Genomic DNA, 14,849 nt, shown 5'->3' with positions numbered 1-14,849 from the left:
AGGCTCGGATACCGCCATGAGAATGAGGGCCTGAACGCCGTGTTCGTCGACTTCTTCATCCGCAGACCCGTCTTCGCCATCGTCTGCTCCATCTTGCTGACGCTGGTGGGGGCGATTGCCATCCCCACCCTCCCCATCTCCCAGTACCCGGACCTGGCACCGCCGCAGGTGACGGTGACGGCCAACTACGTGGGCGCCAGCGCCGAAGTGGTGGAGAGCGCCGTCACCATTCCCATTGAACAGGAACTCAATGGCGTGGAGGGCATGCGCTACATCACCTCCACGAGCAGCAACGACGGCACCAGCCAGATTACCGTCACCTTCGAGCCCACGCGCGACATCGAGGTCGCCGCCGTCGACGTGCAGAACCGCGTCAGCCGCTCCGCCGCGCGCCTGCCCGCGCAGGTGAACCAGACGGGCATCGTCGTCAACAAGGCGTCCAGCCAGATGCTGATGACGGTGGGCCTGTCCAGCCCGGACAACCGCTACGACGCGAAGTTCCTCAGCAACTACGCCGACGTGAATCTCAAGGACGCCATCAAGCGCGTGCGCGGCGTCGGTGAGGTCCGCATCTTCGGCGAGCGCAAGTTCTCCATGCGCCTGTGGTTGGACCCGACGGAGCTGGCGCGCCGCAAGCTCACGCCCCAGGACGTGACGCGCGCGCTCCAGGAGCAGAACCTCCAGGTGGCCGCGGGACAGGTGGGCCAGCCGCCCTCCAGCACGGAGCAGCCCTACCAGCTCGCGGTCCGCGCGCGCGGCCGTCTGGTGGAGCCGGAGGAGTTCGGCGACATCGTCCTCATGCGCGACGCGAGCGGCAAGAGCGTGCGCGTGAAGGACGTGGGCCGGGTGGAGCTGGGCGCGGAGAGCTACGGCACGCTCTTGCGCTTCAACGGGAAGACGGGCGTGGGCCTGGCCATCTTCCAGCTCCCCACCGCCAACGCGCTCGACGTGCGCGACGGCGTCTTCAAGGAGCTGGAGCGCCTGTCCGTGCAGTTCCCCCCGGGCATGACGTTCCAGACGGGCACGGACACCACGCTCGCGGTGCGCGCCTCCATCCACGAGGTGCTCCAGACGCTGGTGGAGGCCATCGCCCTGGTCATCCTCGTCATCTTCCTGTTCCTGCACGGCTGGCGCAGCGTGCTGATTACGGCGTTCACCCTGCCCGTCTCGCTGGTGGGCACCTTCGCCTTCGTCCAGTTGATGGGGTTCTCCATCAACACCCTCACCCTCTTCGGCCTCACGCTGGCCACGGGCCTCGTCGTCGACGACGCCATCGTCGTCATCGAGAACATCGAGCGGTTGATGGTGGAGCGGCACCTGACGGCGCGGCAGGCGGCGCGCGAGGGCATGAAGGAAGTGGCCGGCGCGGTCATCGCCATCTCCGTCGTGCTGGTGGCGGTGTTCGTCCCGGTGGCCCTCTTCCCTGGAACGACGGGCGCCATCTACCGGCAGTTCGCTTTGACCATCGCCGCGTCCGTGGCGCTGTCCACCTTCTGCGCGCTGACGCTCACTCCGGCGCTGAGCGCTCGGATGCTCAAGCACCACGTGGGTGAGAAGTGGGTGTTCTTCCGCTGGGTGGACAAGGTGCTGGACGCGACGCGCGCCTGGTACGGCCGGAGCTTGCGCGCGCTGCTCAAGCACCCGCTCATCGTCCTCGTCGCCTTCCTGGCCTGCATCGCGGCCACGGCGGTGCTGTTCCGGGTGACGCCCACGGCCTTCATCCCCGACGAGGACCAGGGCTACGTCATCATCTCCATCCAGGGTCCGGAGGGCATGTCGCTGGCCCAGTCGGAGAAGGTGCTGGTCCAGGTGGAGGAGGTGCTCAAGGCGCAGCCGGAGGTTCGCGCCATGTTCGCCATCGGCGGCTTCTCCTTCCAGGGCACGGGCCCCAACCTGGCCACGGTGTTCACCAGCCTCATTCCCTGGGAGGACCGTCCGGGGAAGAACCAGTCGGTGGCGGCGATGGTGGAGCGGCTGCGCGGGCCGCTGAGCCGCATCGGTGGCGCGCGCGTCATCCCCTTCCAGCCTCCGGCCATCCGTGGCGTGGGCAGCGTGGGCGGCTTCCAGTACATTGTCGAGGACACGGCGGGCTCGCGCTCGCTGGACGAGCTGGCGACGGCCACGCAGGAGCTGGTGGCGAAGGGCAACGCGGACGCGCGGCTGCGTGGCGTGCTCACGGCGTTCAACGCGGACACTCCGCTGTTGGACGTGGAAGTGGACCGGCAGAAGGCCAAGGCGCTCGGCATCCCCATCGAGCAGGTCTTCGGGACGATGCAGGTCTACATGGGCAGCCAGTACGTCAACGACTTCAACTACGCGAACCGGACGTACCGCGTCTACGTGCAGGCCGAGCAGCAGTACCGCGACAGCCCGCAGGACATCGGCGCGTTCTATGTGCGCAGCGACAACGGGGAGATGATTCCGCTCGAGTCGCTGGTGAAGGTGACGCCCACGGTGTCCGCGCAGGTCATCCGCCACTACAACCTGTTCCGCTCGGCGGAGGTCAACGGCGCGGCGGCGCCGGGGGTGTCCTCCGGTCAGGCCATCGAGGCGATGGAGGCGCTGGCGGCGGAGACCCTTCCGCAGGGCATGACGGCGGAGTGGACGGGCATCAGCCTGGAGCAGAAGGAGAGCGGCGGGCAGACGATCATCATCTTCGGCCTGGGGCTCTTGTTCGTGTTCCTGGTGCTGGCGGCGCAGTACGAGAGCTTCAGCCTGCCGTTCGTCATCATCCTCTCGGTGCCCCTGGCCATCATGGGCGCGCTGGGGCTCCAGTTGTTGCGCGGGTACGCCAACGACGTGTTCTGCCAGGTGGGTCTGGTGATGCTGGTGGGTCTCGCCAGCAAGAACGCCATCCTCATCGTCGAGTTCGCCGAGCAGCTGAGGGAGAGCGGCAAGGACGCGCTGGAGGCGGTGGTGATGGCCGCCGAGGTGCGCCTGCGGCCCATCCTGATGACCTCCATCGCCTTCCTCCTCGGCGTGGTGCCGCTGATGACGGCGCAGGGCGCGGGCGCGGCGGCTCGCAACTCGCTGGGCACGACGGTGTTCGGCGGCATGTTGGTGTCCACCATCGTCAACCTCATCTTCATCCCGGGCCTCTACGTGCTGATGCAGAAGGTGCGCGGCGAGTCCCGGCGGGAAGCGGCGGACGACGACGAAATCCCGGCTCCGGCTCCGGCGCCGTGAGGCAGTGAAGGACCCGCTGGTGGGCGAGGGAGCGAGCTGCTCCCACGTCCCGGCGGTGAGGCCGCCCACGCTCCAGGACTCAGGAGCGTCGGGCGGCTTCGATGAGCTCGGCGAGCAGTGTGCGGTGACAGACCGGCTCCAGGATGCAGTCCTTGGAGCAGAGGAGCGTCACTGTCTCACCTCGGTCCACACGCTCGGCCAGCTCCGCGATGATTTCCCGCTGTGACTGCATCTCCTGGAGGTACCGCTCTCGGTAGGCATCGAGGGTGATGGGCGTCTGGCCCTTGCCGTAGAAGGCCTCGAAGAGGTCGGGGCTGGGGGCGAGCTCGCGGCGCCACACATCCCAGGTCTCCTTGGCTTTGGGGAGGCCGCGCGGCCTGTAGCGGCAGACGAGGAGCCGCAAGCCATCATCGGGCTCGCCAGGCACACACCAGCGACGGGTCTTGATGGGCATCGAGGGGCAACGCGGTGTGGATGGCGCCCATTCCGGAAGGGTTCACCCGACTTCTTACCGGACCCGGACCGATCACTTGTGAGACCTGTGTCGCAAGTCCTTGGAAACGCTTGGATCTGCCGAGGTGAAGGAAGCGGCACGCGCCCTGCTATGGGATGGCATCACGAAGCGCGGCGGAACGGCGCAGGGTTGGGCAGGACGGGCGGCGGGTTGGACGGGGCGGTACGGGCGGCGGGTTGGACGGGGCAGCACGCAGGACGGGCGGCGGGTTGGACGGGGCAGCACGCAGGACGGGCGGCGGGTTGGACGGGGCAGCACGCAGGACGGGCGGCGGGTCGGACGGGGCAGCACGCAGGACGGGCAGCACGGGGCGGTACGGGCGGCGGGTTGGACGGGGCGGTACGCAGGACGGGCGGCGGGTTGGACGGGGCGGTACGCAGGACGGGCGGCACGGGGCAGTACGGGCGGCGGGTTGGACGGGGCGGTACGCAGGACGGGCAGTACGGGCGGCGGGTCGGACGGGGCAGCACGCAGGACGGGCGGCGGGTTGGACGGGGCAGCACGCAGGACGGGCGGCGGGTTGGACGGGGCGGTACGGGCGGCGGGTTGGACGGGGCAGCACGCAGGACGGGCGGCGGGTCGGGCGGGGCAGCACGCAGGACGGGCAGCACGGGGCAGCACAGGGCGGCGGGTTGGACGGGCGGGGCAGCACAGCGGGACGGCTCGGGCGTGAGGGATGGGCGGTGGGGGCCGGTCCTCAGCGGAAGAACATCTTCGCGAGGACCGGTTTACCTTCAGCGCCACCCATCCCCATCAAAACACCGAGAGTCCGGTCAACGTCGTGAAGCGGTCCAGCGCTTCGACACCAGCAACGGAGTTGCCGTGGGCATCCAGCCCCGGACTCCACACACACAAGCCACAGCGATTCGGGATGACGGCGATGATGCCGCCACCGACACCACTCTTGCAGGGCAGGCCCACGCGATAGGCGAACTCGCCCGCGGCGTCATACGTGCCGCACGTGAGCATCACCGCGTTGACCTGCTTGGCCTGGCTGCGCGTGAGCAATCGCTCACCTTTCGCGCCCTTCCCATGCCGCGCCAGGAAGCCACAGGCCCGCGCCAGGTCCGCGCAGCTCATCGACAGCGAGCACTGCCAGAAATAGTGCTCCAGCACGAGAGGCACCGGGTTCTGGATGTTGCCGTAGCTCGCCATGAAGTGAGCCAGCGCGGAGTTGCGGTGGCCGTGCTCGGCCTCGGACGCGGCGACCACCGGGTCGAAGTCCACGGACGCGTTGCCGCTCTCCGCCCGCAGGAACTCCCGCAGCAACCCACGCGAATCGCCCGTGAGGCTCAGCAACCGGTCCGTGACGACCAGGGCCCCCGCATTGATGAACGGGTTGCGGGGCACGCCCTGCTCGTACTCGAGCTGCACCAGCGAGTTGAACGGATTGCCCGAGGGCTCCTTGCCCACGCGGCGCCACAGCGCATCTCCATCCCGAGCCAGCGTCAGCGCCAGCGCGAACACCTTCGAGATGCTCTGCACGGAGAACGGCACCCGCCAATCCCCCACACCGAACACCTCTCCCTCCACCGTCGCCAGCGCCATGCCGAACCGCGAGGGGTCCACCGCGGCGAGCGCCGGGATGTAGTTGGCCACGCGCCCCTGCCCCACCGTCGGCCGGATGGCCGCCATCACTTCATTCAGAATCGCCTGGAAGTCGTCCATCACGTGCCCCGTCCGCCGAGCCCCGGATGATAGCCGTGCGGGGAGCGTCGACTCATTCACATCGGTGAACTGGCGAACCTGACCTCATGCCCCAGAGCACTGGGCATTCGCCAATCACCCTCCACATTCCGCGTACCCGGATGAACGTGGGTCCGGGGAAAGGAAATGAATCGATGCGTCATCCCCATTCCTACCTCTTGGCCAGCGGTTGTGCGCTGCTCTGCGCCTGCGGTCCCATGGAGGAGTCCGTGGACCCACCCGCCGCCGATAGTGACGCCCCGCTCGAGCTGAGCCAGGACCTGCACAACCCACCCCAGTGCACCGGCCCCAAGCTCGTCGCCGACCTCGCGCCGGGGCCCGGCAACACGTTCCCGTTTGATCGCGCCGAGGTGGATGGCGTCGTCTACCTGAGCGTCGTCTACGGCCCGAGCCTCGACACCCATGCCCTGTGGAAGCTGGAGGAGAAATCTTCCGGATGGAAGACCACCCTGTTGCTCGGAAACCTCCCCGACTACCCCAAGCGCATGACGGTCGTGGGCTCCAATGTCTTCTTCATCATGGACGATGGCATCCATGGCAACGAGCTGTGGAAGACGGACGGCACCACCGGAGGGACTCGACTGGTCGAGGACATCAATCCCTTCGGCGATGCCTTCCCCGACAACCCGCCCTTCCAGCTCGTCGCCGTGGGCAAGACGCTCTACTTCCCCGCCGATGACGGCACGCGGGGCACGGAGCTGTGGCGCAGCGACGGAACGACGGGGGGAACGAACCTCGTGAAGGACATCGCCCCGGGCTTCGCGAGTTCCTCACCCGGGCAACTCCTCGTGGATGGCAAGCGGGTCCTCTTCGCCGCGGACGACGGTGGCAAGGGTCGCGAGCTGTGGAAGTCCGACGGCACGAGCGGCGGAACCCGGCTGGTGCGAGACATCGCGCCTGGAGCCGCGAGTTCGTCGCCCGACCAGCTCTTCCGACTGGAAGACGGCACCCTGTTCTTCGTGGCGGACGACGGCACCCACGGTCGGGAGCTGTGGACGACGGACGGAACGAAGGAGGACACCGAGCTGGTGGAGGACATCCGCGCGGGCTCCGCGGGCTCGGACATCGCTTGGATGACGTCCGGGAAGAAGAAGCTCTATTTCACCGCGAACGACGGCGTCCACGGCGCGGAGCTGTGGACCTCGATGGGCTGCGACGACGACACGCGCCTGGTGAAGGACATCCGTCCCGGTGCCACGGGCTCGGAGCCTCGCGAGCTGGTGCCGCTGAAGGGCAACGTCATCCTGTTCGCCGACGACGGCACCCACGGCCGGGAGCCCTGGCGGAGCAACGGCACGACGGCGGGCACCTTGATGCTCGCGGACACCCATCCGACGTCGCCACCACCAGGGTACGAACCCTCGAGCCTGTCCGCGGGGAAGAACAAGGTCTTCTTCTACGCCACCACGCCCGGCGAGGGGAAAGAGCCCTGGGTCACCGACGGCACGCCCTCGGGCACGCGGCTCATCAAGGACCTGAATCCAGGGCCCGCGAACTCCATCTCTGGAGACCCCTACCCGCCCTTCGTCGTGGGTGGCGGCGCGACCTTCCTCTACTACGAGGGGTCGGTGGGCGCGGAGCTGGCGTGGACCAACGGCACCTCGTCGGGAACCCGTGTCGCGGACATCAATCCGGGTCCGGCTTCGTCCAATCCGATCATCTACCTCGCCACCCGCAACTGGGTCTATCTCGTCGCCAATGACGTCCTCCACGGTGGTGAGCCGTGGGCCCTGTCCGTGGGCTGCTTCCCGAAGAACTGACCTTCGCGAGTGAGTGTCCGGAGCCGGGAACCGCGTGTCCCAGCTCCGGCCACTCCGCCAGGAGGCTCGCCGCACGGTCCGTCCGGCGACAGGGTGTGAGCCTTCATGGCACGGTCCGTGCTGTCGGGCCGACTCCATGGACATTCTCCGCCAGGATTTCCGTCACGCGCTGCGCCGGTTGCGACGCAGTCCCACGTTCACCCTGGTGGCGGTCGTCACGCTCGCGCTCGGAATCGGTGCGAACGCAGCCATCTTCAGCGTGGTGCACGGCGTGCTGCTGCGTCCCCTCCCCTTCCAGGACGACGCGCGCGTGGTGCGGCTGTACAGCGTGGGGAAGCAGGGCCCTGGGCCCACCTCGCCTCCAGACCTGGTGAGTCTGCGAGAGCAGGCGCGCTCCTTCACCGGGTTGGCCGCGCTCGCGAGTGCCGAGCTGACCCTGGGCGCACATGACGCCGAGTCCCTGCCGGAGAAGGTCCAAGGCACGCTCGCCACGGCCGAGCTGTTCCAGGTGCTCGGCCCGCGCGTGCACCTGGGCCGAGCGCTCCAGCCCGGAGACGATGCGCCGGGCGCGCCGCCAGTCGCCGTCATCTCGCATGCGCTGTGGCAGCGTCGCTTCGGTGGAAGTCCGACGGTGGTGGGACGGACCTTGCGCACGGGGGCTCCCGTGCCCGCCACGGTGGTGGGAGTCATGGCACCGGGCTTCGACTTCCCGGCGCGTTCGGAGCTCTGGCTGCCACTGACCCTGGGCGCGGACTCGTTGACGCCGGAGGCACGCGGTGCGCACTGGCTGGAGGTGTATGGCCGACTCGCGCCCGGTACGAGCCTCGAGCAGGCGCGCGCCGAGGTCTCCGCGATTGCACGGGGCCTGGCGGAGCAGCATCCCCGGACGAACGCCAACGTGGGAGCAAGCGTGGAGTCCCTGCGCGACGTGCTGCTGGGACAGGTACGCCCCTCGCTGCTGATGTTGATGGGCGCGGTGGGATTGGTGCTGCTCGTCGCCTGCGCGAACCTCACCCACCTGCTGCTCGCACGCGCGGCCTCGCGTGAAGGCGAGCTCTCGATTCGGCTCGCCCTGGGCGCGAGCCGGGGCCGTCTGGCTCGCGAGCTGTTCGTGGAGAGTGGTCTGCTGGCGGTGGCGGGGGGAGCGATGGGGCTACTCGCGGCCATGTGGGCGATGGATGCGCTGGTGGCGTTCGGTCCCCAGGACATTCCGCGTCTCGGCGAAGCCTCCATCGACGGCACCGTGCTGGCATTCACCGCGGTGTTGGCGATGCTCACCACGGTGTTGTTCGGACTCGTTCCCACGCTGAAGGCCACGCGCGTGTCGCTCGGCAGCGGACTTCGCATGGCGAACGGGGGGAGTGGCGGCGGCGCCCATCACCACAAGACGCGCGCGCTGCTCATCGTCGGAGAGACAGCGCTCGCGGTGTTGCTGCTGGTGAGCGCGGGGCTGTTGTTGCGCAGCTTCGTGCACCTTCAGCGCGTGGCCCCGGGGTTCGAGTCGGAGGGAGTCCTCACGGTGAAGCTCGACCTGCCGCCCAATCGGTATGGCTTCGGCACGGCCGCGCCCGAGGCCTTCTTCGACCAGCTCCTCACGCGGGTGCGCGCCCTGCCCGGCGTCGAGGCAGCGGGAGTCGTCGCCGGACTGCCGATGGACGGCGGCAAGATGCCCCTCGACTTGAAGGACCCCCAGCGCCCGTTGCCTCCAGGGACGGAGCCTTGGAAGGCCAGCGTGCGCATCGTCAGTCCTGGCGCGCTGGAGACCCTGCGCGTGAAGCTCTTGAGTGGCCGAAGGTTGAGCGACGCGGACAGGGGTGAGGGCAGGCGCGCCGTGCTCGTGAACGCGGAGGCCGCGCGCCGGTTCTGGCCGAACGAGGACCCGCTGGGGCGGACGCTGAGCACGGAGATGAACTGGGGAAACGGCGCCTTCGGAGGTGTCGTGGTCGGCGTGGTGGACAACCTCGCCATCGATGGGCTGGCGGCGCCGGCCGTCGCGGAGGTCTATCTCCCCTATGAGCAGGCGCGCGGCACGCAGATGACGCTGGTGCTGCGGACGTCGGCGGACCCGCTCACGCTCGCCTCGGCGGTGCGCGCGGAGGTCCGGTCGCTCGACTCGAGCCTCGCGCTCGGAAGCGTGCGCACGCTGGCCTCGGTGGTGGACCGCACGGTGGCGCCGCTGCGCTTCTATCTGCTGCTCGTCGGAGTCTTCGCCGGGGTGGCGCTGCTGCTGGCCGCGGTGGGGCTCTATGGCGTCGTCGCCTATGCGGTGTCCCAGCGCACGCGAGAGCTGGGCATCCGCCTTGCCTTGGGCGCGAGGACACACCAGGTGACGAACCTGGTGCTGCGCCGATACGTGGGACTGACGGCGGTGGGGCTGGGACTCGGGCTCGTGCTCGCGGCGGGGGCCAGTCGGACGCTCGCGCATCTGCTCAACGGGGTTCAGCCCGTGGATCCGCTCACGTACGCGGTGGTGCTCGTGGTTCTGGGAGGGGTGGCCTTTGTCGCGGCCCTGCTCCCCGCGCGGAGGGCGGCGAAGGTGTCGCCCTCGGTCGCGCTCCGAGGCGACTGACGAAGCCGGGCGTGGGGGCCTTCAACGGGCATCGTGGAAGATGATGCCCACCGTGTGACGGTGGCCCGAGCGAAGGCGGCTCACGCCGTGGCGCATGTTGACGCGGTAGATGCCGCGCGTGCCCTGCACGGGGCGGTGGTGGACCGGGAAGATGACGCCATCTCCCTGGCGAAGCGGCACCACCTCCACGCGGGACTGCATGCGCGGGCGCTGCTCGGTGAGCACCAGCTCGCCGCCGGTGAAGTCGCGCTCCGGCTCTGACAGGAGGAAGGCCACCTGGAGCGGGAAGACCTCGTCGCCATAGAGGTCTTGATGGAGGCAGTTGTAGTCGCCCTCTCCATATTGGAGGAGCAGCGGTGTCGGCCGGAGCTGCTCCGCCTGATGACAGCGCTCAAGGTAGGCGGCGTGCGTGTCGGGGTAGCGCGTGTCGATGCGCATGGCCTCGTTCCAGCGATTCGCGATGGCGGCGAGCTGGGGGTAGAGCCCGCTTCGTAGACGGGCGACGAGGTCGGGGAGCGGATAGGCGAAGTACTTGTATTCGCCCCGACCAAAGCCGTGCCGAGCCATGACGACGCGACTGCGGAACGGCGCGTCGGAGGCGTAGAGCGACGAGAGGGCCGCGCATTCGTCGGGCGTCAACAGGGAACCCAGCGTGGCGCACCCGCGTGTACCCAGCTCCGAGCCGAGCACGTCCCAGTCGAGCGCCTCCAAGCGCTGCTCCACGGTGGGACGGCTCGACGAGCGCATCCGTCGAACGGGGGCGGTCATGACCTCCCCCTGTACACAGAGACCTGTCCTGACATTGAGTCCTGCCTCGTTCCCCGCGCCATACAGACACTCCCTTGGGTCATCGGTGGCTCGGTCAGCGCACCGGACAGACTCAGGAGATGGCGCACAGGGAAGCAGGTTGCGACCCGGTTGTTGCGGCGAACGTACCGCGCGGGGCGACGCTTCTAACTCACGCGCCACAAGCACTGACTGTATCGCGCTCCATGCGACGCAGCCGCGCTCCCAGCGCCTCCACCGCAGCCCCTTGCGCCGCCGACAGCCGTACGCCCGGCCGAGCCTTCTGAACCATGGCCAGGGCTTGCCTCGCATCGGGAGCCAGTCCCCGTGCCATGAGGACCGCGGCAGCCACCATCCCCGTGCGCCCATGTCCCTGCGCGCAGTGGATGTAGAGCGGCGTCGGCAACGCGGCCCAGGACTCGAGATGGGACGCCAGGCGCTCGATGGACGGCGCCGTCGCGTCGAGGATGGGCAGACACACGTAGTGCTCGACACTCCGGATGCCTTCGGGCTCGATGAACTCGGACGTCAGGTCCACCACTGTCCGAGTCCCCTCCGGCAGCTCCCCCGCCAACAACCTGCGCCCGATGACGATGCCGGGCGCGACCTCGTCATGCACGGACTCACGCGAGAGCCGCCGCGCGAGTCTCCACGTCGCCCAGGTCATCAGCAGATAGGGCAACAAGACGACCAACGCCCAGGGCTGCATCCGCCCATCAGCGCGCTTGCCGAAGACCGCCGGCCCCGCCCCCGCGTACGCCACCGCCACGAGCGAGAAGCTCAGCGCGGGCCAGAGCAGCCCCCATCCCAGGCCCCGAAGCTGGAAGGCCAGGACCCCAAGCAGCGTCGCGAAGACACCGAAGACGAATGAGTACTTCAGGCCCGCCATGGGACGACCCCACTCAACCCTTCATCGCTCATGCGCTCGAGTATCGGGCGGAACCCCGCCCCACGCGAGCGCATGGAGCCCCCGACAACCACTCAGCGCGGCGTCAGCTTGAGCAGCTTCCCGTCATCATCATCGGTGAGAAGATAGAGCGCGCCCTCCGGGCCCTGGACGACCTCGCGGATGCGCGCGTCCTGGTCCAGGAGCAACCGCTCCTCGCCCACCACGCGGTCGTCCTTGAGCACCAGCCGCACCAGGGCCTGGCTCGACAGCCCTCCGATGAAGAAGTTGCCCTTCCATTCCGGGAACAAGTCTCCGGAGTAGATGGTCATTCCCGAGGGCGAAATCACCGGGTCCCAGTAGTACACCGGCTGCTCCATGCCCGGGCCCTGCGTGGACTTGTGGATGGGCGCACCCGAGTACTCCTCGCCGTAGCCGATGGTGGGCCAGCCGTAGTCCTTGCCCTTCTCGATGAGGTTCAGCTCATCACCCCCGCGCGGCCCCATCTCCACCTCCCAGAGCCGATTCTGGCTGTCGAGCGCCGCCGACAGGATGTTGCGGTGGCCCAGCGTCCAGATTTCAGGCCGCGCGTCCTTGCGGCCAACGAACGGGTTGTCCTTCGGAATGGAGCCGTCCGGGTTGATGCGGACAATCTTCCCGAAGTCACTCTTCAGGTCGCGAGCCTGGACGCGGCCCGGGAGAATCGAGCGCTCACCCAGCGTGACGAACAACTTCCCGTCCGGCGCGAAGACCAACCGCCCACCCGCGTGCAGCGTCGACTCCAGCGTGGGCTCCATGCGGAAGATGACCTTCAGCCCCTCGATGCGAGGTTTCGCCCCATCCACCAGCTTCGCGCGCGCCACCGCGAGCCCATTGCCGCCTTTGCGCGGCTCGTAATAGCTCCAGTAGATGAGGCCGCTCGTCGCGTAGTCCGGTCCGACCTCCACGTCGAGGAGCCCGCCCTGGTTGCGTCCATCCACGGGAGGCAGCCCCGCGACGGGCTGCGACTTCTCGCCCTTCTGCGTAACGATGAAGAGCTTCCCGGTCGGCTTCTCCGTCACCAGCATGCGCTGGTCCGGCAGGAAGGCGATGGCCCACGGCTTGTCGAAGCCCTTGGCCACCTCGGTGACCTGGAACGGAGTGTTCGTCTTGATGCCCGGAGCGCGCGTCTGGCCCGGGAAGGCCGGCTTGAACTCGGGCACGTTGGGCGGCGCCGTCTCGACGGGAGCGCCCGTGGGATTTGGCCCCTGGCGAGGCTCGGACTGCTGACTGCCCGCGGCGCCACCGGGGGCCATGTTGCCACTCGGCTTCGTGGGCTTGTCGGGAGCCTGCCCGTGGGCGGGCCCCGCGAAGGACAGCAGGGTGGTGCAGGCCAGGGTCGTCAGCAAGGTACGCATGGGCTCACTCCGCGAGCTGGGATGGAAACGAAGCTCTGACGGCGCGCAGCAAACCCGAAGAGCGCTGCGGGGTGGAAGAAGGAAGCGCTCAACGCGCGGAAGTGGACGATCCGCCAGGACACCTCGTGGAGACAGCCATGGCCCCCGCTCAATCGATGGGCATCTCGTCGCGAATCCACGCCGTCACGGAGTCATGACGCGGCGCCCAGCCCAGCTCGCGCCGTGCCCTCTTCGCGCGCACCCTGCTGTTCGAGCCGAACGAGTAGCGCGCGTGGCCCTCACCCCACTCGCGCGAGGCCTCCTCGACGCTCCAGGACTGCACCGGCCCCAGCTTCAGCCGCGCCGCGATGGCCTCGCCAATCTCCGCGTAGGACGCCTCGCCGTTCTCCACGAAATAGAAGGCCCCCGCTGGCGCCCGCTCCAGGGCCAGCGCATAGAGCGTGATGACATCGTCCAGGTGCACGTTGGACCAGCGGTTGATGCCCTTGCCGACGATTCGCACCACGCCGCTCTTGCGCGCCTGGGCGACGAGCGGCGGAATCTGCACGCTGTCGCGGCTCAGGCCCTTCCCCGTGCCGTAGATCATCGTGTTGCACAGGACGATGCCGCGCGCGCCCTCGGCGGCGAGGACGCGGTTGTCGAGCGCATGCCGCGCCTGCTTCTCCGGCTCGACGATGAACGGCGTCTCCTCGTCGAACACGTGGGGCGACAGCGCGTTGCCCTTCACGTCATCGCCAATGACGCTGGAGCCGCTGGTGTGAATCAACGGCTTGCCGGAGCCTCGCACGCCTTCAATCAACGCCAGGATGGCCTCGTCATGGTCGCTGCTGGCCGCGTTGATGACGCCGTCCGCGCGACGGGCCTCGGCCGTGAGCAGGGCCGTGTCGTCCAAATCCCCGCGCACCGGCTCGATGCCGAGCGCCGCGAGCTTCTTGCCCTTCGCGTCGTCGCGCACGAGCCCGCGAATGACATGCCCCCGGGCCTTCAGGTCCAACGCCAGGGAGCCGCCGATGAAGCCAGTGGCGCCAGTGATGAAGAGGTTCATCGCGAGGTCTCCAGGGAACAGGACGGCGTCAACGTGCGCACAGCATGCTCACGGATGAAGCCGCTCCCTGGCGGGGTTTTTCCGCCGCGCGGTGAACACTGAACACCCCGGCCCTGCTCACCCAGCGGGCTTCGCGGGCGCCCAGTCCAGCGCCGTCCCGCACGCCTTGCAGAAGCGCGCGTCCAGGTCATGTCCCTGCTTGCCACAGCCAGGGCAGGCCTGCGTATCCGGGCGCTGCTTCGTGGCGGCGGCCAGCTCCACGGAGACGATGCCGGTGGGCACCGCGAGGATGCCGTAGCCCATGATCATCAACACCGACGCGATGAACTGACCCGGCACCGTCTTGGGAGTGATGTCGCCGAAGCCCACCGTCGTCATCGTCACGATGGCCCAGTACATGGACCTGGGGATGCTGTCGAAGCCGTGCTGCTCCCCTTCCACCAGGTACATGATGGCGCCCATGACCACGTCCACGGTCAGCACGAAGCCGAGGAAGACGATGATCTTCCCCCGGCTCGCGCGCAGCGCGGTGAGCAGGACCTCCGCCTGGCCCAACAGGTGCCCCAGCTTCAGCACCCGGAAGACCCGCAGCAGCCGCAGCACGCGGACCACGAGCAGCGTCTGTGCGCCGGGGAAGATGACGCTCAGGAACGACGGGAGGATGGCCAGCAGGTCCACCAGTCCGAAGAAGCTGCGCGCATAGTCCAGCGGCCGGCGCACGGCGATGAGCCGCAGCACATACTCGAGCGCGAAGATGATGGTGAAGAACCACTCCGCCACCTGCAGGGCGGACGCATACTGGACCCGGATGGAGGACACGCTCTCCAGCATCACCGCCGCGATGCTGAAGACGATGGCCCACAGCAGGGCCACGTCGAACGCCTTCCCCGCCGGAGTATCCGCCTCGAAGATGATGGTGTGGAGTCGGGCGCGGAAGCCGCCTTGGGGGCTCTGCTCGGAGGACCTGGACACGGGGCGGCAGTCTAGGCGCAACCCGCC

Annotated in this window: 10 protein-coding genes; 3 read left to right on the top strand and 7 right to left on the bottom strand. The window is 68.5% G+C overall.

The window, feature by feature from the left end; translation table 11 throughout:
- Positions 1-39 precede the first annotated feature (39 nt).
- Positions 40-3,186: an efflux RND transporter permease subunit gene (locus ACN469_RS17320; protein ID WP_498769343.1), complete on the top strand. Its 3,147-nt coding sequence runs from the start codon at positions 40-42 to the stop codon at positions 3,184-3,186.
- Positions 3,187-3,265: 79 nt separating this feature from the next.
- Here the strand turns inward: ACN469_RS17320 and ACN469_RS17315 are convergent, their stop codons facing one another.
- On the bottom strand, positions 3,266-3,640 hold the full coding sequence (locus ACN469_RS17315) for a DUF488 domain-containing protein (RefSeq protein WP_498769273.1): 375 nt from the start codon (positions 3,638-3,640) through the stop codon (positions 3,266-3,268).
- An 813-nt stretch (positions 3,641-4,453) separates the two neighbouring features.
- Positions 4,454-5,368 carry a glutaminase gene (locus tag ACN469_RS17310; protein ID WP_498769341.1) on the bottom strand — a complete coding sequence of 305 codons (915 nt, stop codon included), beginning with the start codon at positions 5,366-5,368 and terminating at the stop codon, positions 4,454-4,456.
- Between the two features lie 173 nt (positions 5,369-5,541).
- On the opposite strand from ACN469_RS17310, the gene ACN469_RS17305 reads away from it, so the two are divergent.
- Both ACN469_RS17305 and ACN469_RS17300 read left to right on the top strand, forming a co-directional pair.
- A complete protein-coding gene (locus tag ACN469_RS17305; protein ID WP_498769271.1) occupies positions 5,542-7,167 on the top strand; it encodes an ELWxxDGT repeat protein in 1,626 nt (541 codons plus the stop codon).
- A 136-nt stretch (positions 7,168-7,303) separates the two neighbouring features.
- Positions 7,304-9,736, top strand: a complete 2,433-nt coding sequence (locus ACN469_RS17300; RefSeq protein ID WP_498769269.1) for an ABC transporter permease — start codon at positions 7,304-7,306, stop codon at positions 9,734-9,736.
- A gap of 21 nt (positions 9,737-9,757) precedes the next feature.
- Here the strand turns inward: ACN469_RS17300 and ACN469_RS17295 are convergent, their stop codons facing one another.
- The 5 genes from ACN469_RS17295 to ACN469_RS17275 all read right to left on the bottom strand — a co-directional run bounded on the left by ACN469_RS17295 (position 9,758) and on the right by ACN469_RS17275 (position 14,822).
- Positions 9,758-10,504, bottom strand: a complete 747-nt coding sequence (locus ACN469_RS17295; protein WP_498769267.1) for a 2OG-Fe(II) oxygenase — start codon at positions 10,502-10,504, stop codon at positions 9,758-9,760.
- 190 nt (positions 10,505-10,694) lie between these two features.
- Positions 10,695-11,411 (bottom strand): phosphatase domain-containing protein, encoded by a 717-nt coding sequence (locus ACN469_RS17290; RefSeq protein ID WP_498769265.1) that lies wholly within the window; start codon positions 11,409-11,411, stop codon positions 10,695-10,697.
- 92 nt (positions 11,412-11,503) lie between these two features.
- Positions 11,504-12,805, bottom strand: a complete 1,302-nt coding sequence (locus tag ACN469_RS17285; protein WP_498769263.1) for a PQQ-dependent sugar dehydrogenase — start codon at positions 12,803-12,805, stop codon at positions 11,504-11,506.
- A 148-nt stretch (positions 12,806-12,953) separates the two neighbouring features.
- Positions 12,954-13,850: an NAD-dependent epimerase/dehydratase family protein gene (locus ACN469_RS17280; RefSeq protein WP_498769261.1), complete on the bottom strand. Its 897-nt coding sequence runs from the start codon at positions 13,848-13,850 to the stop codon at positions 12,954-12,956.
- A gap of 117 nt (positions 13,851-13,967) precedes the next feature.
- Positions 13,968-14,822, bottom strand: coding sequence for an ion transporter (locus ACN469_RS17275; RefSeq protein WP_498769259.1), 855 nt, complete (start codon positions 14,820-14,822; stop codon positions 13,968-13,970).
- Positions 14,823-14,849: the final 27 nt, after the last annotated feature.

Source organism: Corallococcus terminator (genome assembly GCF_049194865.1).
Lineage (GTDB): Bacteria > Myxococcota > Myxococcia > Myxococcales > Myxococcaceae > Myxococcus > Myxococcus terminator_A.
Note: the sequence above shows the minus strand (reverse complement) of the source record. Positions and strands in the feature narration are given on the sequence as shown.